This window comes from Arthrobacter sp. B0316-1-20 (assembly GCF_059091865.1).
On sequence record NZ_JBNHHC010000032.1, the window covers coordinates 1 to 20336 of the forward strand.

Here is a 20336-nt window from a genome sequence, read left to right on the forward strand (position 1 = left end):
CTCCAGCCTCACCAACGCCGAAGCGAAAAAACTCAAATCACTCCTGCAAACCGTCGCCACCGCACACGGCATCGAAACAACCACACCCAACCACGAATGACTGCCCGGCCTGCGAGTGACACCAAACGGCCTCACTCATCGGGCGCGAGCAGCTCCGGCCCACCGAACACGCAAAGTCGCTAATGCGGACAAAAAGGCTTCCGGATCATCAAGGATCAAGTGGTGGTGCGCATTGCGTATGGTCAAGGCATTCTGGTGACCAATCTTCTGAGCAACCCTTTGAAATTGCTGTTCGTTGACAAGCACGGATTGCTCTCCCCTGATATATCCGAATCGGCCCTTCAGCGCGTCGGCAACCTCTTCCCAGGGTGCCAGCGAGGTTTCGCGCTTACGAGTCAATATGGACGGGTCAAACTTCCAGGTCCAGCCCGATATGGCGTCCCCCTTCAGGCTTTGGAAGGCTATGTGCTCCATAAGATGTTCAGCCGGTCGGGGCTGAGCCGGGACCACGCGAAAATGGGAGGCCGCAACGCTTGGATCTGCGTACCTCCGTGGCGATCTATGATCCACGCCAGACTTGCGCTCACTTAGTCGGGGGAAGCTCCAACCTATCGCCGAATCTACGACGATCAGACCCGACCATGCCTCCGGTTCCCGAAATACCGCTTCGATTGCAATCACGCCACCAAGCGAGTGTCCGACCAACAGAGGAGTCGAAGATATACCTAGGCCCTTCACCAAACCTATGACTTCCGCGGCCCATTGCTCCCGGCTGTACACCTTTCTCCAACCGGAATCGCCATGGCCTGACAAATCGATAGCGACTACATGTCCGAAGTTTTCATCGAGAAGTGAGGGTGCCAGATGGTCCCACCATCGCGAATTTGCAGCTGCCCCATGAACAAGCACTATCGACGAAGAACCGCGATACCCCCATTCCGAAAACGCAATTGTTATGCCATTGAGGTTCATCTTGCTGTTCCGAGGTAGCATTCTCAGATTACGACGCGTTCGATCCGTTACACCGACGCCCTGCGTAAGAGCAGTTTGCGGCTTAAATTTTTGTTTGCACAAGTCCAGTTCATTTCCCGCGCATCCAGTGTGAATCTTCTCAGCGTGCCCCAAGACCGACCTTCTTTCCCGCCAAAAAAGCTTCGACTGCCTTTGCTGTCTCCTGCGTGGACGCACAGGCCACCATACGCTCCGCCTCAATTTCGAGCATTTGATCCAGATCCAGAGATTCTGCGTCGACAAGGTTCTGCTTCATTAGGCGCAATGCGCTTTGGGGCTGCATAAGAAACCGTTGTGCGACGCTGTCAACTTCTTCATCTACGTTGTCACATACTTGTGTAACAAGTCCGATTGAATAGGCATATTCAGGATCAAAGGAGCGGGCTCGGAGATACAGATCTCGGGCGCGCCCTGCGCCGATAATGCGCTGGAGAAGCCAAGTACCTCCAAAGTCACCAGAAAAACCGACATTGATAAAGGCCGTGTGGAATGTTGCGTTGCGATCGCTAAACCGCAAGTCGGTTGCACACGCCAATGAAAGCCCCGCGCCGGCGCAAGCTCCCTTTATTGCACTGATCGACACTGCCGGCATGCGACGCAGGAGGCTGATCACTCGAGCATATGTTCGCAGAGCCCGCGACTGCGATTGCGACGATCCAGCGCCGAGGATGTCTTCGGCAATTCCAGCTTTGAGGTCTCCACCGGCACAAAATGCAGGGCCTGCACCCTGGACCACAAGGACACGAATGGAGTCATCGCTTGCGACGGTCTCCACGCAGTCGAGAAGTCTTCCAAGGAGTGAGGCATTCATCGCGTTGAACGACTGCGGTCGGTTCAGCGTCAGCCGAGCCAGCGAACCACGAACTTCCATGAGCACTGACTCTTCGCTCTTCATTGGAGCCTCCAAACGCTATTTGTTATAGTTCTGAACAGTTTACATATTCCACACTTATTTGCGCACAGGGCGCAACCCCTGCCGAAAAAATCCCCTCGCGGCAACTCATTGACACCCCCCTGCCCCCTACTTAGGATGAGGTCGATACAGTTGCTGTTATCAACTGTTCATGTTCTTGACTAGGATCGATCGTTCGTTTGGCACCGCCGCGACCCGGGGAGGCTGGCGAGTGTATCAAAATAAACCGCATCAAGCGGTCAACCCCACCTACGATTCCGTTTGGGAGTGTGTCAATGATGACAACGCAAGCACGCAGCAAGGCGGCAGTACGGCTGATTGCCGGCATGAGCGCAGGCCTTTTGGCTCTAGGTCTAACCGCCTGCGCCACAGAAGCAAAATCTCAGACGAATCTGGGCAGCTCATCAGATTCTGATGCCATAACTGTCCGGTTCCAATACAACGTAGGCAGCTCGACCTTGCCGATCGTCGTAGCAGAGCGTCTCGGATTCTGGGAAGAAAACGGCATCGATTTCCAAGGCACCGAGATCACTCCAGGCCCCGCTGGCATCGCTGCCCTCGGTTCGCAGTCCGATGTCCTGCAGACCACGCAGCAGACTTTGTTCGAGGCGGCTGAAAAGGGGCGTGATCTGAAGATCTTCGCCGGCATGGGCTTGTCAACGACTGAAGTACCAGCCTTCCCAGTGTTCACGAACGGCGACGCGGACAACTTCGCCGATCTCACGGGTGAAGTTGTCGGCGTACCGGGCCTAACGAGCTTTCCCACAACGGCGCTGAAGTACGTCGCGGACAAAGAGGGAGGCGATTCATCTCAAATCGAGATGGTGGTCGTGCCTTGGGACACCCAGGCAGATCAGCTGAAGGCTGATCGTGTCGCCGCCGTGTGGTCCATCCAGCCGCACGCGATCAACCTCGCGAAGCAAGGGTACAAGATGCTTGGCGACCCCACACTGCTCGCCACTGACCGTGACGAAATGTTGGCCAGCGTGGTTGCAACAACTGCGGAGTATGCGGACAAGAATCCGGAGGCGCTCAAACGCATAAAAGCCGCCCTCAACGACGCCAAGGACTGGATCGAAGGGAACGACGCGGAAGCCAAGGAGATCATGATTGACTGGATCGGTTTGCCCGAGGAGTTGGTTGTCGGTCATCCCCTCACAGCTGTGAAGATCGACATCACCGTGGAGGACCTGGAACCAATGAAGTCTATTTATAAAGACCTCGGACTGTTCGCCAATCTACCTCCGCTTGAGGAAATCTACGTGAGCACCGAAGAATAAGGATGATGCCAGTGGGGGTCCAGCGCCCGACAAAGGACCCCCCTGGCATTGGCCCGAGCGTCCCGTAAAAACGACTCATCGAATTCCATTCCGGGACAATAGGCGTCAAGCAGCACACCAACTGCTTTCTGACGTCAGAGAAATCAGCCGCGCGAGGACGCGAACACGCGCGACAGCAGACACTCTGCAGCATTCTTGCGAATTCCTCCCTGAGCGCCCCCCCTCCCCCAGGCTTTCGACGCAGCGCGAACTTTAGGACCAACTTGATGACGACTTCACTTCCCTCCCCGGCCAGCCTCACAGACCTCTCGGTAGGTTTTCCCGACGGAACTATAGAGCCTGAATATGAAGTGAAACTGGCGCTGGACCCGGACCCGGCCTCTGTCTTTGAGAACCTCGAACCTGAAGATCGCGCCTACTGGTCGCGGGCGCGGGCCTTCGTGCAGGACGAAGTGTTGAACGTCATCGACAACTACTGGGATCGTGGCGACTATCCCCTGCATTTGGTCAGAAGAATGGGGGAATTGGACTTGCTGCGAGACGGCATCTCCGTTGACGGCTTCCCACCGATGTCCAAGATGGCCGCCGGACTAGTGAATATGGAGATTAGCCGCGGAGATGGTTCCCTGGGCACAGTCCTGGCTGTTCAGGGCGGCCTGGCGTTGCGTTCCATCGCCATGTGCGGCTCCGACGATCAGAAGCGTCGGTTCCTGTCGGCATTGGCCCGCGGTGAGGAATACGGAGCGTTCGCGCTAACCGAGCCGACGCACGGCTCGGATTCCGTAGGACTGGAAACCCGTGCGGTACCTACTGCGGGAGGCGTCCTGCTTAATGGGGAGAAAAAATGGATCGGGAACGGCTCCATCGGCGGTGTCACGGTAGTTTGGGCGCGCGCCGAGGATGGACAAGTCCATGGATATCTGGTTCCCCAAGATTCCCAAGGCTATTCGGCGACTATTATCGAAGGCAAAACTTCGCTCCGGGCCATATGGCAGGCCCACATTCGATTAGACAACGTTTTCGTTGCGTCGGATAACGCTCTCCCTGGCGCAACCTCATTCCGGGACACTTCCCGGGTGCTGCTGGCCACCCGCTTGGGGGTAGCTTGGTCCGCCGTGGGACACGCAACTGCGTGCTATGAAACTGCGGTTCAATACGCTGCACAACGGAAGCAGTTTGGCCGGCCTCTAGCCGCCTCCCAGATAGTGCAGGAACGATTGGCCAAGATGCAATCCGAGCTGGCAACAATGCAGCTGATGGTAGTGCAAATGACTCGGCTCGACGAAGCTGAGGAGATCAGCCCTGAACAAGCATCACTGGCAAAGTACACCTGCACGCGCACGGCCCGATCGATCGCAGCAAATGCGCGGGACCTGCTCGGTGGCAACGGCATACTGCTAGCGAACCGTGTGGCCCGGCACATGGTGGACATCGAGGCGATCCATACGTACGAGGGCACAGAGACCATTCAGGCCCTGATCATTGGACGCTCTATCACCGGCATCTCGGCCTTTAACTGAATCTGCTTCTAGCGCTGTGACCACTGCATCCAAATCTATTTTTAAACTCTCTGCTTTCCCACGAAAGGCGATCCAATGAGCCCAGGCAACGTCCCCGTCATTTTGGCCGGATCACGCACCCCGTTCGGTCGGTTCCGGGGCGGCCTATCCCAACTGTCCGCGAGCGAGTTGGGCGCGCATGCCATCCGCGTCGCCCTGCAACGTGCTGGTGTAACTCCACAGTCGATAGAGGCTGTCATAGTCGGGCAGGTTATACAGGCCGGTGCGGGACAAGGACCGGCACGGCAGGCTAGCCTGAACGCCGGAATTGGGTGGGACGTGCCCACCGTGACGGTCAATAAGCTCTGTCTTTCGGGTCTCGCAGCCGTGATCGATGCAGCACGAATGATCCGAGCCGGCGAGGTTGACTTCGTGATTGCAGCGGGCCAGGAATCTATGACAAACGCTCCGCATCTGGCCATGGGGCTGCGCAACGGCGCTACCGTCGGCGATGTCTCGCTGCTCGATTCGCTTAACCACGACGCCCTTCGGGATCCATTCAACGGCGAACTGATGGGCACGGCCACCGACAAGGGAAACGCTACCCGTTCTATCAGTCGTGAGGAACAGGACGCGGTTGCTGCACGCTCCCATCAGCGCGCCTCGTCGGCTCAAGCCGCCGGCATAATGACAGCGGAAATCGCCCCCATCGCTGTGCCCCAGCGCAAGGGTCCCGCACTGGTGCTGGACGTCGATGAAGGTATCCGCCCACAAACGACCCAAGAAACCCTCGCGGCTTTGAAGCCGGCTTTCTCCACGGAAGGGGAGGCAACAATTACTGCTGGTTCCTCTTCACCGCTGTCCGACGGTGCCGCTGCAGTCGTCGTAGCCAGCAAGCATGCGGCCGAATCAGCCGGGCTGGAGTGGATTGCAGAAATCGGCTGGCACGGACAGACCGCCGGACCTGATGGTTCCCTGCATTCGCAGCCTTCGCGTGCAATTGAAGCGGCTCTCAAGCGGGAAGGCCTGACGATCGATGACCTGGATTTAATCGAGATCAATGAGGCCTTTGCGTCTGTGGTCGTTCAGTCCGCTCGAGATTTGGGCATCGAACCCGGCCGAATCAACGCCGACGGCGGCGCCATCGCACTGGGACATCCGGTTGGGGCCTCGGGTACCCGGCTCGTGCTGCATCAGGCACTGGCTTTAAAGCGCAGAGGAGGCGGGACCGGCGTCGTCGCTCTCTGCGGGGGTGGCGGCCAAGGTGACGCCCTGATCCTGCGGGGCGCCGTATGAACTCGGTATATACACCTCTCGCTACCGGCGATTATTCGACGCACGCGGAGCTGAAAGAGGTGCAATTACCCGCGGTCGGAAACTTCGCTCTCATCATCCTTAAAGACAGCGCCAGCCGGCCAACTACCTTCAGCCCGGGGGCCTTGCTCGAACTTGGCACACTGCTGGGACAGGTCAAGGACAGGGTTGATGCCGGGGAGTTTGTCGGCGTAGGCATCACGGGGCACGATCGTTACTTTGTCGCAGGGGCTGACTTGAAAGCTCTTCAAGCAATCAGCGACCTGCATCCGGCTCGTCAAATGGCATGGCTGGGCCACGACGTCTACGCCACGCTGGCGACCATGGGCGTGCCGACCTTCGCCTTCATCAACGGTGCGGCGATGGGCGGCGGACTGGAGATCGCGCTGGCCGCCGACTACCGCACAGTCTCCGCCGGCGCCACCGGCATCTCGCTGCCGGAAGCCTTCCTGGGCCTGATCCCCGGCTGGGGCGGCGTCTACCGGCTGCCGCGCCTGATCGGCCCGGCCAACGCGGTCAAGGTCATGATTGAGAACCCGCTGAGCAACAACAAGATGCTCAACGGCCCGGCTGCCTACCAGCTGGGCATCGCGGATGCGCTGTTCGAGCCGGCCGATTTCCTGGAGCAGTCGCTGGCCTGGGCCGCACGGATCCTGAGCGACGACGACGCCCGCCGGCAGGTGGCCGGACGCCGCGCCGAGACCTCCGCCGCCACCGAGACTGACTGGGACCAGGCCATCGCCGCCGGGCGTGGATTTGTCGAAGCCAAGACCTCCAACGCCGCGCCGGCGCCGGCCAAGGTGCTGGACGTGATGGAAGCGGGCCGCGGAAAAACACAGCAGGAATCCGCCGACCTGGAGGTCGAAGCGCTGGCCGAGCTGATGCAGACCCGGCATTTCCGCGACACCGTGTACGCCTTCCTGGAGCTGGTGCAAAAGCGGTCCAAGCGCCCGGCCGGTGCGCCTGACCCGCAACTGGCCCGGCCGGTCACCAAGGTGGGCGTGGTCGGCGCCGGCCTGATGGCCAGCCAACTGGCCCTGCTGTTCGCCCGGCAACTGAAGGTGCCGGTGGTCATGACGGACATCGACCAGACCCGGGTGGACAAGGGCGTGGGCTACGTCCATGCCGAAGTGGACAAGCTGCTGGCCAAAAAGCGCATCTCTCCCGATGCGGCCAACCGCACCAAGGCCTTGGTCACCGGTTCGGTCTCCAAGCAAGCCTTCGCAGACGCCGACTTCGTGATCGAGGCGGTGTTCGAGGAACTGTCCGTCAAGAAACAGGTCTTCGCCGAAGTAGAAGCAGTGGTCTCCGAGGACTGCATCCTGGCCACCAACACCTCCTCGCTCTCCGTCACCGAGATGGCAGCGGACCTGCTGCATCCCGAACGGGTGATCGGCTTCCACTTCTTCAACCCCGTCGCCGTGATGCCGCTGCTGGAAATCGTGCGCGCGCCAAAGACCAGCGACGAAGTCCTCTCCACCGCCTTCGTCCTGGGCAAGGCGCTCAAGAAGACCACCGTGCTGGTCCAGGATGCCGCAGCCTTTGTGGTGAACCGCGTCCTGCTGCGACTGATGGGCGAAGTGGCGAACGCGTTCGACGAAGGCACCCCCGCGGATGTGGCCGACAACGCGCTAAAGCCCATGGGCCTGCCGATGACCCCGTTCACCCTGCTGGCCATGGTCGGCATCCCGGTGGCCCAACACGTCACCGAGTCGCTGCACGCCGCGTTCGGCGACCGGTTCCGCGTCTCCGCCAACCAGCAACGGCTCATCGACAACGGCATCAAGTCCTTGTGGGTGACCGACGAGACCGGCCGGCAGGTCATCCCCGAGGCCACCCTCGCGCTGCTGGAACTCGGTGACGCCCCCAGCACCTCCGAGCAACTGCTCCGCCGCACCCAGGACGCCCTGGCCGAGGAAATCGGACTCATGCTCGACGAAGGCGTGGTCGCCGCGCCCGAGGACATCGACCTGTGCATGATCATGGGCGCCGGCTGGCCGCTGCACCTGGGCGGCATCACCCCCTACCTGGACCGGGTCGGTGCCTCCGAACGGGTCAACGGCCGGAAGTTCTACCCCGAACCGGAAAGTTCCGCAGTGTGATGGGCAGGAATGATCACAGAGAGCCGCTGAGCCCATCGGACCCAGATGCTGGATCGGATCAGCGTGTCCGATGCACTTGCAGCCCCGCTAGCAGCGTATTGACGCCGAACAGAAACTCTTCGCCGTCAGCCTCGAAATCAGGGCGCTGTTCCAGCAGGCCGGATCGGGCAAGCTCGGCCCGGGTCTGCTCCTCTGCCACCGCGCCGAGGATGTAGTGCGTCAGGCTCTTCGCGCCCCAACGCGCGTGCAGTTCGCTCAGTCCACTGTCCGCCAAGAGCGCGGTCATTCCGTCCAGCGGGGTGAGGGACTCGGGCGCCAGCGCCTGTGCGAGGGAGACGACGTCCGAGCCGTCGCGCACGGCGAGCAGCGCAGCGCGCAGATTCTCCGCGGTGCGCCGGACGGCGCCGTCCGGGTCGCCGCCTGCGTCGCCCACATTCACGGGCTCCAGGATTCGCTCAGCCAGCACCACCAGCAGTTCCTGCTTGTTCTTGACATGCCAATACAGCGCACCGGGCTGAACGCCGAGATCCCGCGCAAGCCTGCGCATCGAGAGGTCGGCCAGGCCGTACGAGCGCAAGATTTCCAAGGCCGTATCGACAATTTTCTGCCGTGTCAGGGCCACGTCGGGCTCCGTCCTCTCCGTCTCCGGCCGATGTCACATACCGCGTCCATCATGCACCATCCTTGACAAGCACTCTGGCCCCACCGACTATTGAACGGTGTTCAATAACTATCATGACCTGGCCGACCGGCAGCTGACCGGCGGCACCCTGACCCGCGAGGATGCGCGTGCCATCCTCGCTTCCGACGATTCGCAACTGCTGGAACTAACGGCGGCAGCAGCGACGCTGCGGCGGGCCCACTTCGGCAACACCGTCAAGGTGAACTATCTGGTGAACCTCAAGTCGGGCCTCTGCCCGGAGGACTGCACCTACTGCTCGCAGCGCCTAGGATCGGCCGCCGAAATCCTCAAGTACACCTGGCTCAAACCGGAAGAAGCCGCCGAACAGGCCGCCAGCGGGATCCGCGCCGGCGCCTCCCGGGTCTGCCTGGTGGCCAGCGGCAAGGGCCCCACGGACCGGGACGTGGATCGAGTGGCCAACATGGTCGCCGGGTTCAAGGACGAGCACCCGCAGGTGGAGGTCTGCGCCTGCTTGGGCATCCTCAAGGACGGGCAGGCGGAAAAGCTCAAGATCGCCGGTGTGGACGCCTACAACCACAACCTCAATACCAGTGAATCCAACTACGCCGACATCTGCACCACCCACGAATACTCCGACCGCGTGCGCACCGTCAACCATGCCAAGGACGCCGGCCTCTCCCCCTGCTCCGGCCTGATCGTAGGCATGGGCGAGAGCGACGAAGAGCTGATCGACGCGGTCTTCGCCCTGCGCGAGCTGGAGACTGACTCGATCCCGGTCAACTTCCTGATGCCCTTCGAGGGCACCCCGCTGGAGGACACCTGGCTGCTCACGCCCGCGCACTGCCTGCGGATCCTGGCGCTAGTGCGCTTCGCCTGCCCTTCCACCGAGCTGCGGATGGCCGGCGGCCGCGAGATGCACCTGCGCTCCCTGCAGCCGCTGGCCCTCCACGTGGCCAACTCGCTCTTCCTCGGCGACTACCTGACCAGTGAGGGCCAGGCCGCGAAGGCGGATCTGGAGATGATTGCCGACGCCGGCTTCACTGTCCTGGCGCCCGCCGGCCCGGTAACTTCTGCGGCCGCGGACGACGACGACGCACCGTCACCGATTTCCATCCGGCGCCGCGGCGCGGGGACGGAGCTTGCCCCCAATGCCTGAGACAGTGCTGTCCGGAAGTGCGCTGCTTGCGCGCGACCGCGGCCTGCTCTGGCATCCGTATGCCCCGCTGGACGGGCCGGCGCCATATTTGGTTGCCGCCGCGGACGGCGTGCGGCTGCAGCTGGAAGCCGCGGACGGGGTGCGCTTCGAGGCGGTCGATGCCATGAGCTCCTGGTGGTCCGCCATCCACGGCTACCGGCATCCCGTCCTTGATCACGCGGTAGGCCGACAGGTGGAGCGTTTCAGCCACGTGATGTTCGGCGGGCTCACGCACGAGCCCGCCGTCCGGCTGGCCGAGCAGCTGGTGGAGCTGGCCCCCGACCCGCTGCGGCACGTGTTCTTCGCGGATTCCGGTTCGGTCTCGGTGGAGGTCGCGCTGAAGCTGGCTATCCAGTACCAGGCCGCTGCAGGGCGGCCGGGCCGGCACGCGTTTCTGGCCCTGCGCGGCGGCTACCACGGGGACACCTTCGGTGCGATGAGCGTGTGCGATCCGCTGGACGGCATGCACTCGGCCTTCCCCTCCCTGCCCGTCCAGCATTTCCTCCCCCGGCCGCCGGCCGCGCGGCTGGACGACGGCGGCAGCCTGGTCTCCGACGGCGCAGCGGTTGCCGTCTGGACTGCGGAGCTGGAGGCCGCCGTCGCCCGGCATGGGCACGAGCTGGCCGGGATCATTGTGGAACCGATACTGCAGGGCGCCGGCGGAATGCACGCCTACTCGCCCGAATGCCTGCAGGCCCTGCGCCGGGTGGCCGACGCGCACGGGCTACTGCTCATCTTCGATGAAATCGCTACCGGCTTCGGCCGCACCGGCAAGCTCTTCGCCGGCGAATGGGCAGGAGTGGTCCCGGACGTCATGTGCGTGGGCAAGGCCCTGACCGGCGGCTACCTGACCCTGGCCGCGGTGCTGTGCTCGACGACGGTCGCGGACGTCATCACAGCGTCCGAATTCCGGGCCCTCCTGCACGGGCCGACCTTCATGGCCAACCCGCTGGCCTGCGCGGTGGCCTCGGCCTCGCTACAGCTGCTGGAAACCGCCGGATGGCAGGAGCAGGTGCGAGGCGTAGAAGCCGGCCTGCGCGCGTCCCTGGCCCCGGCGTCCGGACTCGGATCCGTCCGGGACGTGCGGGTGCTCGGTGCCGTCGGCGTTGTCGAGCTCCACGATGCGGTGGACATCCCTGCGGTGACCCGCGCGGCCCTGGTTCAAGGGGTCTGGGTGCGCCCCTTCCGCAACCTCGTCTACACCATGCCGCCATATATCTGCACGCCGGCTGACGTGGCGGCGATCGGCGCCGGCATCAGTGCTGCCGTTGCAGAGGTGCACGGCTGATGGGTTCCATGCAGGACTGGCTCGCCGCCCAGGCCGAAGTGCGTACCCGGCGCGGCATCATCCGGCACACGGTACCGCGGGCAGGCGCCGTACTGGACCTGGCCTCGAATGATTATCTGGGCCTGGCCACAGACCCTCGACTGCAGGCCGCCGCCGTCGCCGCCGTCGAACGTCACGGCACCGGTGCCCGCGCTTCCCGCGTGGTGACCGGCACGCACGCCGTGCACGAGGAACTCGAAGCCGAACTGTGCGCCCTCACCGGCCGCCCCGCGGCGCTGGCCTTCTCCAGCGGCTACGCCGCAAACTTGGGTCTCCTCACCGCACTCGGCGGCCCCGGCACCCTGATGCTGACCGACGAACATATTCACGCCTCGCTCATCGACGCCGCCCGGCTCTCCCGTTCCCCGTCCGAGGTGATCCCACACGGCGACCTGGCTGTTCTGGAACAGCGGTTGGCCGCGCGCAGCCAGCCGCGCGCCGTCGTCGTCATCGAATCGATCTATTCGGTGTTCGGTGACGCCGCGGATGTGTCCGCCGTTGCGCGGCTGTGCGCCGAACACGACGCGCTGCTGGTGGTGGACGAGGCGCACGGGATCGGCGTTGCCGGCCACGGCCGCGGTGCCGTCTACGCCGCGGGACTGGCCGGCGCGGAGCATGTGGCGGTGACCGCCACACTGTCCAAGGCTCTGGGCAGCCAGGGCGGGGCCGTGCTCGGCTCCCCCGCGCTGCGCGAGCATCTGGTCAACACCGCGCGGAGCTTCATTTTCGACACCGGACTGGCTCCTGCCGCGGCCGGTGCTGCCGCGCAGGCTTGCCGCACCATCGTCCACGAACCGGAGCGCGTGGCCGCCGTCGGACGCAACGCGGCGCTGCTTGCCGCCGGTCTGGACATCGAGCAGGCTGCGGGTGCGGTGCAGTCGGTACCCGTCGGCTCGCCGCAGCTCGCCGCGGAACTTGCCGCCAGGCTGGAGGATGCCGGGGTATTGGTGGGCTGCTTCCGTCCGCCGAGCGTGCCGGACGGGATCTCGCGGCTGCGGCTGACCGCCCGCGCGGATCTGACCCCAGAGCAGCTGCGGTACGCCACCGGCCTTATAAACACAATGCTTTCCCGAACGGAGGTGCCCGCATGAACCAGGGCACGAGCTATCAGGTCATCAGAGAACCGGAGCAGGTCCGGGAGGTGCTGCGCCGGGTGGACGACTTCCTGCCCACCAACGCACTGACCTCTGTGGTGCCGCTCAGCCCGGCGGCACTGCGGATCCTGAGCCGCAGCCGCTTCGCCCTGCCGCCGGTGCTGGCTTCGGCCACCGGGGAGCTGCACCGCACGGTGCGTTCGGTCGTCGCGGGCTTCTTCACCCCCGCCAAGGTCGCCGCCATCGGCCCGCGGGTGCGCGAACTAACCCGCAAACATGCCGAGGCCGCCGCCGCGGAGCTCGCGCACGGCCCGGTGGACCTTACCCGGGCTGTTGGCGCCCACGTCCCGCCGGTGATCATGCAGGAACTGACCGGCTTCGCACTGCCGGACCCGGAAGTGCTCAAGCGCTGGAGCCGGGATTCACTGGAGCTTTTCTGGGGCTGGCCGGATCCGCAGCGTCAGCTGGACCTCGCCGAAACCGCCGCCGAGTTCTACACCTGGCTGCGGGCCAAGGTCACCGCCAGCCACGGGCGGGACAACCTCTTCGGCGCACTGCACGCGGCCGGTCTCCGGACCGCCGAGGTCTGCTCGCTGGGCTACTTCCTACTCATCGCCGGGCAGGAAACCACCGCACTGCTGATCGGCACCGCCCTGTACCGGGCGCTGCAGGATCCCGCTTGCTGGCAGTCGCTGGCCGCCGGCGGCTCCGGAACACCGCTGGTGCGCACGGTCCTGGCCGAGGAACCGTCCGTGCACACCTGGCGCCGGGCCGTCCCCCGCGACACCGTCTTGGACGGCACGGCGCTGCCCGCCGGATCCGAAATCCTGCTGGAACTGGCCGGCCACCACCCGCGCGATGCCGGCCCAACAGCGTACTCACTGTCCTTCGGCTACGGCCTGCACCGTTGCCTGGGGGCGAGGCTGGCCGAACTCGAAACCGTCCTGGCCCTGGAGGAAACAGCCCGCGTCCTGCCTGACATACGGCTGAGCGGGCCGGAACCTGACTGGCTGCGGCTGCTGTCCTTCCAAGCGCCCCTGTCCGTCACCGTGGAAGCGGCGGCGCCGGAAGAGAGCAACCGGTGAGGCACCCTGACCTCGGCCTGCCCACCCTGCCCCGGATCCTGTTCATGACCGGCACGGACACCGGCGTGGGCAAGACCATGACGACGGCGGCGCTTGCCGCGGCGCTGTCGGCAGGCTCCCGTGCGGCTTCCGTACGCAGCCGCCGTCAGACGGTCGCGGTCTACAAGCCCGTCCAAACCGGTATTTTGGCCGAGGAGGCCGGGGACATCGAGGAGGTCCGCCGGCTGGCCGGGATCGACGACGTCTTCGAAGGCGCCCGGCTCCGTTTACCGATGGCGCCGGTCGCCGCAGCCGCCCGCGAGGGCGCTTCCCTGCCAGGGTGGGCGGAGCATGCCGAGACCATCCGGAAGCTCGCCGATGGTTTCGACCACGTGCTGGTGGAGGGTGCCGGCGGGCTGCTCGTCGAGCTTGAGCCGGGATACTGCCTCGCGGATCTGGCTGCTGACGTCATCGACGGGACAAAGACGGCGGGCGCCGGCGGCAACAGCCAGCACCCGGCGGGTATCGTCGTCGTGTGCCGCAGCGGGCTCGGGACGTTGAACCACACGCTGCTCACGCTCGAGGCGCTCCAGCGCCGGTCACTTCCGGTCGCCGGGCTGGTGATCGGCGCCTGGCCACAGGAGCCCAGCGACATCGAGCTGGACAACCAGCGGTACCTGAGCGATCTTCCCGCTCCGTTCCTGGGGATGGTCCCTGCGGGAGCCTCGGCGCTGTATCCGCAAGACTTCCGCGCCCTAGCTTCCGGATGGTTCGGCGGACCGAACGGGGGCTAAACATCGCGGCCAGGAACGGCTTCTCCATCGGCTCGCGCCCCAGACCTGAGTGGATCTGACGCGCTGCGGCCACGGCAAGGAGCGCCGATATCCTCAAGGTTGTCGTATAGCGCCTGGGCCAGTGCGTGTTCGGCCATCTCCATGGTAGGGCAGCGCCAGGAGTACTGGACCTGCGCGATCCGCGCCGGCAGGTTGTCCGCCTTCGCCTTTCCATCGCAGGCTTAGTGCCCAGCAGCTCGGCCCGCGTGGAGATGCCCAGCGCCGAGTGCGGGGAGATGACTTCTGCCTGTCGATAAATGTTCGTATTCCGCTCCAGCACATTATGTTGCTATGTGTGAGAAATACTCGCGATGACCGGCTTCCCTTCACTGTCCTTCTTCCTGATAATCGACGGCGGCCGATCGAAATTCACGACCATCTGACGGCCCTAAAAATGTGCCTGGTGGAAAAGGTGGCGGTTGGCCGGCTCAGCGAAGATTGAGACGCGCCTGGCGCCTATGTTTTGCTCGACCCTGTCAATAACGAAGGATTTTACGGTGTATATGTCGGCAAGGCCCCTTCAGGCATCCGCAGCCGACTCGTGGAACATTCCAGGTCAAGGATCTGGGGCCGGGCACTTCTAATTCAGCGCGTATCAACAGTCAGCCTCAGCTCGGCTTAAGCTGGTTGGCTTGAAGGCGATTTGTACGATCTGTTTAATGCGGCTGAGCGCGCTACCTTGCACAACAAGGTCAAGCCCGGCGACGACACCGTTCCGGGGTATGACCTGCGCATTCTGGAGTCATTCCGAGACCCGATAGTTCGTGTTTTGCGCCTCATTGGCTACGACCCTGCCACGGCCGAAGTCTTGGAATCACCGGCCACACGACCTTCACGGCAAGGGCTAACTTTTCATGGTGTGGCACTCACTGACCTCATCGCCGCAGGCCTGTTGCCCCACGAGGCCAAACTGATTTCTATGAACGGTTCCTGGCCGGCAGCAGCAAGAGTTCTGCCAGACGGACGAATAGAGTTCAATTCGTTCGTATGATTCTCTCTCCGCCGCCGCCGGAGCAGTCACCGGCGGATCTGTGAATGGCTGGGATTTTTGGGCAGTGGAAGAAGTAGACGGGTCGACGCGCCTTTCGGCTCTGCGATCCAGGTACAAGGCGATGATTGTGAGGGCAGAATAGAACACGGTCTTCCAGATAATGACTCCTCAATCCCAGCATTCACTACCATCAACGCGCTGTAGATAGGACCGGCATCTCCTTCTCGCCTCACGCGAAGTCACCCCGCACAGCATGACCGGCTAACTGACGGACGGCAGCAAGCAGCTCCTCTGGCGTCCGCGACAGGTCCAGCGGGAACTCTACGATCTCTACCTCGGTATTCCTAACTTTCCGCACGCGCACCGGTCCGGTGTCGGCGTAGACCAGCCACGCCCGCGGCACGTCCAGCGCGGTGCAGTAGGCCAGCATCTGGTATTGGTCCGCGTTAGGGTAGCCGGACCATGATGACGCCTTGTACTTCGCGTCGAAGACGGCCACTGGCTTCCCGTCAACCACATGCACGACGTCGGCGAACATCGTCACGCGTGGCCGTCGCGTACCGTCCGGCTCGTCGAGGAAGCACTGGTACTGCGGTTCTGTCCGCCCCGGCACAGCAGTCAAGGCCTCCTTCAGCGCGGTGGTAACGAAGTCTTCGAATACCGCAGCCATGTTGACCACAAAAGAGGCAACCCGTTGCCTCCCCGGACCGGCCTCGGCGGACATGTTCCGCAGAATAAGCTCCGCCAGGCGGAGCGCAGGCTGGTAGTGCGCGTTCGCCCGCGACTCGCTCCAAGCAGGCGGTGGCGCCCCGGCTCGGAGGAGGGCCACGCCGTCGAGCTTCGAGTCCAGATGCGCCAGCCGCCCACGCACCGCGGCGGACAGACGCGGCAACTGGAGCATCCGGCGCAGCGCAGCGCGTAGGATCCGGTTCTCGGGGATGTCGATCGTGAACTCGTCGTATGAAACCTCCAGCGGCAGAAGCATGCCGGGCCGGCGGGTCATCTGGTCGCTGACACGTATCCTCCCGCGTACGGTCCGCAGTGCGTCATCCACATGGACATATCCGGACAAGGCCCCGCGACCCAGGGCCCGCTCCCCCAGCCTGACCAGGGTTTCAGCCAGTGCCGAGAACAGGTCTTTGTCCTCGGCTGCTGCCACCTCGCTGGTCCGGAATCCTGGATTCTGCGCATAGCCAAGCAGGAAAAGCATTCGGTCCAGCCCCACCTTCGCTTTGGGCCGGACCTCCACCAGCAGCTCGCCCGCCTGTACAGCGCCGACACGCCCGGCCGGCAGCACGCGCCAACCGCCGCGGACGTCCGGCTGCACCGAGACCAGGCCGCTGCCGTTCAGCAGCGCCGCGGCCCCGCCGTCGAGTTCGGCCAGCACGGGCTCCTGCTGGAGCTCGTCCAGCACAAGGTGGCGCGTCACCTTAGTCCGTCCCGGCGCCGAAGGCAGCCTCGAGCGGCTCCGCTTCGAGCTCCGCGAACTCCTCCATAACAAGATCCACCGGGCCAACACTCCGCGCGGCCTTCCTCCGAATCGCGGCCAGCCCGAACTGCTCATGGACCTGCTCGCGGCTCAGCCGGCCGAAGTAATGCTCCTCCAGCAGCGGCAGCAGTTCGTAACGCCAGATCCGCTCCAGACCCATGTCGCTTTCGGCATGCTCCCTCATGAAGTAAGACGGACCAACCATCAAGTCTCGGTCCCCGGCCTCCAGTTCCGAGTTCAGGGCATCCAGTAGCCGTGCGCGCAGAGGGTCCTTTCCGTGCGCTTCAAGATAGCGCGCCAGCATGCCCTCGATCATGCCCTCCTGCGGATGAAGTTCCACGAACGCGCAGCGGCGGCGGATTGCTGCGTCCACCATGGCGATGGAGCGATCGGCAGTGTTCATGGTGCCGATGATGAACAGATTCGGGGGCAGCACGAAGGTCTCAGTGGGGCTGTACTGCAGGTTGATGCTCTGGTCGCGGTATTCGAGCAGGAAATACAGTTCGCCGAACACCTTGGCCAGGTTACCGCGGTTCATCTCGTCGATGATCAGGAAGAACGGCTTGTCCCGGTTGCCCTCTGCGGAGGCCTCCGCCGCAATCTTGCGCAACGGTCCGGGCTCCAAACTAAAGCCGACCTGCCCGCCGTCGCCCTGCGCCGGCCGATAGCCCTCGAAGAAGTCCTCGTAGGCGTAGGACGGGTGGAACTGCACGGTCTTGACGTGGTCGCCATGCTCGTCGCCTGCCAAGTACCGGGCGATCTTTCCGGCCAGGTACGTCTTTCCGGTGCCGGGCGGGCCGTAGAAAACAATCTGGTTGCGCGTCTGCAGTAGCTCGACGATCTCCTGCAGGTCCTCCCGCTGCACGTGGAGCGCGGCGGCCAGTTCCTCGGTGGCCTTACGCAATTCAGGTACGACGGCGAGTTGCGGCCGTGGCGCGGACGCTGTGTCATCGGGGTCTTCCGGAAGCAGGTCTGGAGTCTCCCGCAGCCACTCGTTAATCGCCGCCAGGCCATCCGTGAAGTCGACAACCGTTCCCTGTTCCTCCAGCAATCGAGGCAGCGGCGCGGGCAGGTCGTGGGTTGCCACGGGATGGCTGCGCCACTCGACTTCGCGGCGGAGCCTCGACGTCGGCTCGTCCACGTACTCGGCCTCGCCGACAACGACGCCGACATACAGCCGGTCCTCCGCCTTCGTGACCATTAGATCGTCCGGCCGCATGAGATTCAGGAAACGGTGGAATTCGAGCGAGCGCTGCTTGCGCTCAGCGTAGTCCACATGCTGGTAGCCGTCATTGACCGCCTGCTGCACTTGCGACAGCGAGCTGCCCGGTTCCGGAGATCCGAGGTGCTGGGCCCGCGCCGAAACGAAGCCGCCGTCCAGCCACGCCTGAAGCATAGGCGTGCCGCTTTGGTTCTGCCGCACCAGCCACGCCTTCTGGCCACCCTTGCGGACTCCGGAGCGGGACCATTCGCTAAGGTACGGATCCAGGTACCAGTTCACACGGGTACCGGCTGCAGCATCTTGAATTTTGCGGATGGCAGCTAGATCCCTGGAGATCGAAGGGTCGTCATCGCCGGAAGATCCTCCGATTTCGTGCAGGTACGCCTGCCGGATCCGCCACCTGTGATTCCGGCTGGTCACCGGCTCGAAGTAGCTGGGCCAAGCCATGTACTCGACGGAATAGCGGATGCCCCGGGGTTCGTCGTCGACACCCTCCGTCAGCCGCGCGAACTTATCCGGATCGGCGAGCGATTCCTCAATGGCCTCCATGGGCTGCTGGCGCACGTGCTGCACGAAGCGGGCCAGCCAGCAGAAATGATGCCACTGGCGAACGCTGTAGCCGGTTCCACCGTTGAATGAGCCCCCAGCATGAAGCCCCTCCAAGACCACGTCCGGAATGCTGGCTTCGACTTCGTTCCATCCGAGGATCTCCTCCATCCTGGAGAGCTTTGTATCACCCCTGACGTTCGACAGGGGAAGGTTCTGCAGGGCCATGAACTCCGCGGCCAAGACGCAGACACCGTCCGGCGCTCCTTCCAGCTGGCGCTGGAACTTATCCATGAACGAGCCCGGGCCTTCGTCGTAGTTAGCGAAGATACGGTGGAGAAGTTCATCCGCGTTCTCAGCCGTCCACGTCGGCGCAGACCAAAGCGGGGAGGATTCTCCACGTAATCCGGCCTCGATTATGGCTCGACCTGCAGCCTCAACCTTTGGCACCGGGCCAAAGCCACGCTCAACTAAAACTGTCACTAAGTCTCCCCAACTTCCTTTAGGATCGGCGGATCTCCCCGCCCTTATCTCCTACCAACGTATCCGGTAGTACCGTCAACTCGACGGCACGCCATGACTAGGCCCGGAACGCACGTCATGCCGTGGAGTTAACCGGGAGCAAGGAACGTTTTCCTGAATGCGAGTCGGGCCAGACGGCCCGACTCGCATTGATGGAGGCAGAAGAACGATCTGCATCTCGTTCGACGTCGGAGGGACTGTTCCCAGCAGGCTTGCCCCAGGAACCCGTCCCCGGGCGCAGCTGGTGAAGACCTGTGTGCGAACTACTTCGACTACAGAGCCTGCGGGTGCCAGGTCCTTTGGCCAGTGCCGGCGCCGAAGCCGGTGCCTTCGACCGGGGAGTAGTCGGGCCAGGCGAGGCCGGTGGGTGGCATGAAGTCGGCGGGGAGCAGGGCTTCGGTGGGGTCCTCGGCCTTGCGCTGCTTGAACTCCTCCGCGGCCGAGGCCAACAAGTCCGGCGAGGTGAGCATGTCCACGAAGGTGCCGGCGATGGTCTTGCCGGCCACCTCGATGGTCGGGTCGATGGCGGCGGGGATGCCGCCGAGGGCGTTCATGACCCAGCCGGGGTAGGCGCCCTTGCCGGGGGCGGGCTTCAGCGCGGGCCGGGAGATGTAGAACCGGACGGTCGGGGCGTAGTGGGTCATCTCCACGTAGTCGTCGCTGGTCCAGTTCTTCTGCCACGGGGCCAGGTGCTCGCGCAGCGCCTCCTCGGCGTCCTGCGGGGAGATCAGCGATTCGCACTCGTCCAGGAACGGCTTCTCCATCGGCTCGATCCCGAGTCCGGACTGGATGGAACGCGCGGCGGCCACGGCGTCGTCGCCATACACAGGGGCGCCGACTTCCTCAAGGTTGGTGTACAGCGCCTGCGCCAGCGCCTGGTTGGTGATGCCGGGGCGGTTGCGGGCCACCCAGGTGGTCTCCACTCGGCAGTGCGCCATCGCGGCGGCGTGCTCGGCGTTGCGGTGCAGCACTGCCAGCACGTGCTCGGCCATCTCCAGCGTGGGGCAGCGCCAGGAGTACTGGATCTGCGCGATCCGCGCCGGCAGGTTGTCCGCGGTCGCCTGCCCGGATCCGAGGATCGCGTCCGAAAGGCTCCAGCCGCCGAAACTGGGCAGCATCGCGTGCTGCCTCACCCGTGAGCTCGTGTACATCTGCATCAGCGCCACGTTCGCCCCGGCGTGCGGGCCGCGGAGTGCGACGCCGGGATCGGTGAGTTCGGATTGGCGGAGAGCTGCCAGGTCTCCGGCTCGTCGCAGATGAAACGACGGAGCTTGGCGTTAGCGGCGAAGCG

Annotated in this window: 16 protein-coding genes; 10 read left to right on the top strand and 6 right to left on the bottom strand. The window is 63.8% G+C overall.

All coding sequences use genetic code 11. The features are described from left to right. Positions 1 to 135: 135 nt before the first annotated feature. Both AC5RW2_RS31795 and AC5RW2_RS31800 read right to left on the bottom strand, forming a co-directional pair. Positions 136 to 993: an alpha/beta fold hydrolase gene (locus tag AC5RW2_RS31795; RefSeq protein ID WP_494074930.1), complete on the bottom strand. Its 858-nt coding sequence runs from the start codon at positions 991 to 993 to the stop codon at positions 136 to 138. A gap of 118 nt (positions 994 to 1111) precedes the next feature. Continuing rightward, complete coding sequence (locus tag AC5RW2_RS31800) at positions 1112 to 1906, bottom strand: enoyl-CoA hydratase/isomerase family protein (protein ID WP_493964232.1); 795 nt, start codon at positions 1904 to 1906, stop codon at positions 1112 to 1114. Positions 1907 to 2199: 293 nt separating this feature from the next. Here AC5RW2_RS31800 and AC5RW2_RS31805 point away from each other — a divergent pair, with 293 nt between their 5' ends. The 4 genes from AC5RW2_RS31805 to AC5RW2_RS31820 all read left to right on the top strand — a co-directional run bounded on the left by AC5RW2_RS31805 (position 2200) and on the right by AC5RW2_RS31820 (position 8119). After that, positions 2200 to 3204, top strand: coding sequence for an ABC transporter substrate-binding protein (locus AC5RW2_RS31805; RefSeq protein ID WP_493964231.1), 1005 nt, complete (start codon positions 2200 to 2202; stop codon positions 3202 to 3204). A 266-nt stretch (positions 3205 to 3470) separates the two neighbouring features. Next, positions 3471 to 4724, top strand: coding sequence for an acyl-CoA dehydrogenase family protein (locus tag AC5RW2_RS31810; protein WP_493964230.1), 1254 nt, complete (start codon positions 3471 to 3473; stop codon positions 4722 to 4724). A gap of 75 nt (positions 4725 to 4799) precedes the next feature. Then, the gene (locus AC5RW2_RS31815) at positions 4800 to 5999 is read left to right on the top strand and encodes an acetyl-CoA C-acetyltransferase (RefSeq protein WP_493964229.1); all 1200 of its coding nucleotides are present in this window, start codon (positions 4800 to 4802) and stop codon (positions 5997 to 5999) included. Then, the gene (locus AC5RW2_RS31820) at positions 5996 to 8119 is read left to right on the top strand and encodes a 3-hydroxyacyl-CoA dehydrogenase NAD-binding domain-containing protein (protein WP_493964228.1); all 2124 of its coding nucleotides are present in this window, start codon (positions 5996 to 5998) and stop codon (positions 8117 to 8119) included. The genes AC5RW2_RS31815 and AC5RW2_RS31820 overlap by 4 nt, the downstream gene beginning before the upstream one ends. 58 nt (positions 8120 to 8177) lie before the next feature. Here the strand turns inward: AC5RW2_RS31820 and AC5RW2_RS31825 are convergent, their stop codons facing one another. Next, on the bottom strand, positions 8178 to 8741 hold the full coding sequence (locus AC5RW2_RS31825) for a TetR/AcrR family transcriptional regulator C-terminal domain-containing protein (RefSeq protein ID WP_493964227.1): 564 nt from the start codon (positions 8739 to 8741) through the stop codon (positions 8178 to 8180). 97 nt (positions 8742 to 8838) lie between these two features. Between AC5RW2_RS31825 and bioB the strand changes: the two genes are divergently transcribed. The 6 genes from bioB to AC5RW2_RS31855 all read left to right on the top strand — a co-directional run bounded on the left by bioB (position 8839) and on the right by AC5RW2_RS31855 (position 15266). Next, the gene (gene bioB, locus AC5RW2_RS31830; RefSeq protein WP_493964226.1) at positions 8839 to 9918 is read left to right on the top strand and encodes a biotin synthase BioB; all 1080 of its coding nucleotides are present in this window, start codon (positions 8839 to 8841) and stop codon (positions 9916 to 9918) included. After that, positions 9911 to 11245 carry an adenosylmethionine--8-amino-7-oxononanoate transaminase gene (locus AC5RW2_RS31835; protein WP_493964225.1) on the top strand — a complete coding sequence of 445 codons (1335 nt, stop codon included), beginning with the start codon at positions 9911 to 9913 and terminating at the stop codon, positions 11243 to 11245. The genes bioB and AC5RW2_RS31835 overlap by 8 nt, the downstream gene beginning before the upstream one ends. Beyond that, positions 11245 to 12375 carry an 8-amino-7-oxononanoate synthase gene (locus tag AC5RW2_RS31840; protein WP_493964224.1) on the top strand — a complete coding sequence of 377 codons (1131 nt, stop codon included), beginning with the start codon at positions 11245 to 11247 and terminating at the stop codon, positions 12373 to 12375. Before AC5RW2_RS31835 ends, AC5RW2_RS31840 begins: the two co-directional genes overlap by 1 nt. After that, the gene (locus tag AC5RW2_RS31845) at positions 12372 to 13463 is read left to right on the top strand and encodes a cytochrome P450 (RefSeq protein ID WP_493964223.1); all 1092 of its coding nucleotides are present in this window, start codon (positions 12372 to 12374) and stop codon (positions 13461 to 13463) included. Before AC5RW2_RS31840 ends, AC5RW2_RS31845 begins: the two co-directional genes overlap by 4 nt. Further along, the gene (gene bioD, locus AC5RW2_RS31850; protein WP_493964222.1) at positions 13460 to 14236 is read left to right on the top strand and encodes a dethiobiotin synthase; all 777 of its coding nucleotides are present in this window, start codon (positions 13460 to 13462) and stop codon (positions 14234 to 14236) included. Before AC5RW2_RS31845 ends, bioD begins: the two co-directional genes overlap by 4 nt. 682 nt (positions 14237 to 14918) lie before the next feature. Next, positions 14919 to 15266, top strand: a complete 348-nt coding sequence (locus AC5RW2_RS31855) for a hypothetical protein (protein ID WP_493964221.1) — start codon at positions 14919 to 14921, stop codon at positions 15264 to 15266. Between the two features lie 229 nt (positions 15267 to 15495). On the opposite strand, the gene AC5RW2_RS31860 is transcribed toward AC5RW2_RS31855, so the two are convergent. From AC5RW2_RS31860 to AC5RW2_RS31870, 3 genes are all read right to left on the bottom strand, one after another. Further along, complete coding sequence (locus AC5RW2_RS31860) at positions 15496 to 16695, bottom strand: McrC family protein (protein WP_493964220.1); 1200 nt, start codon at positions 16693 to 16695, stop codon at positions 15496 to 15498. Between the two features lies 1 nt (position 16696). Beyond that, positions 16697 to 18817: an McrB family protein gene (locus AC5RW2_RS31865; protein ID WP_493964219.1), complete on the bottom strand. Its 2121-nt coding sequence runs from the start codon at positions 18815 to 18817 to the stop codon at positions 16697 to 16699. A 500-nt stretch (positions 18818 to 19317) separates the two neighbouring features. After that, positions 19318 to 20202, bottom strand: coding sequence for a zinc-binding metallopeptidase family protein (locus AC5RW2_RS31870; protein ID WP_493964218.1), 885 nt, complete (start codon positions 20200 to 20202; stop codon positions 19318 to 19320). Between the last annotated feature and the right edge of the window lie 134 nt (positions 20203 to 20336).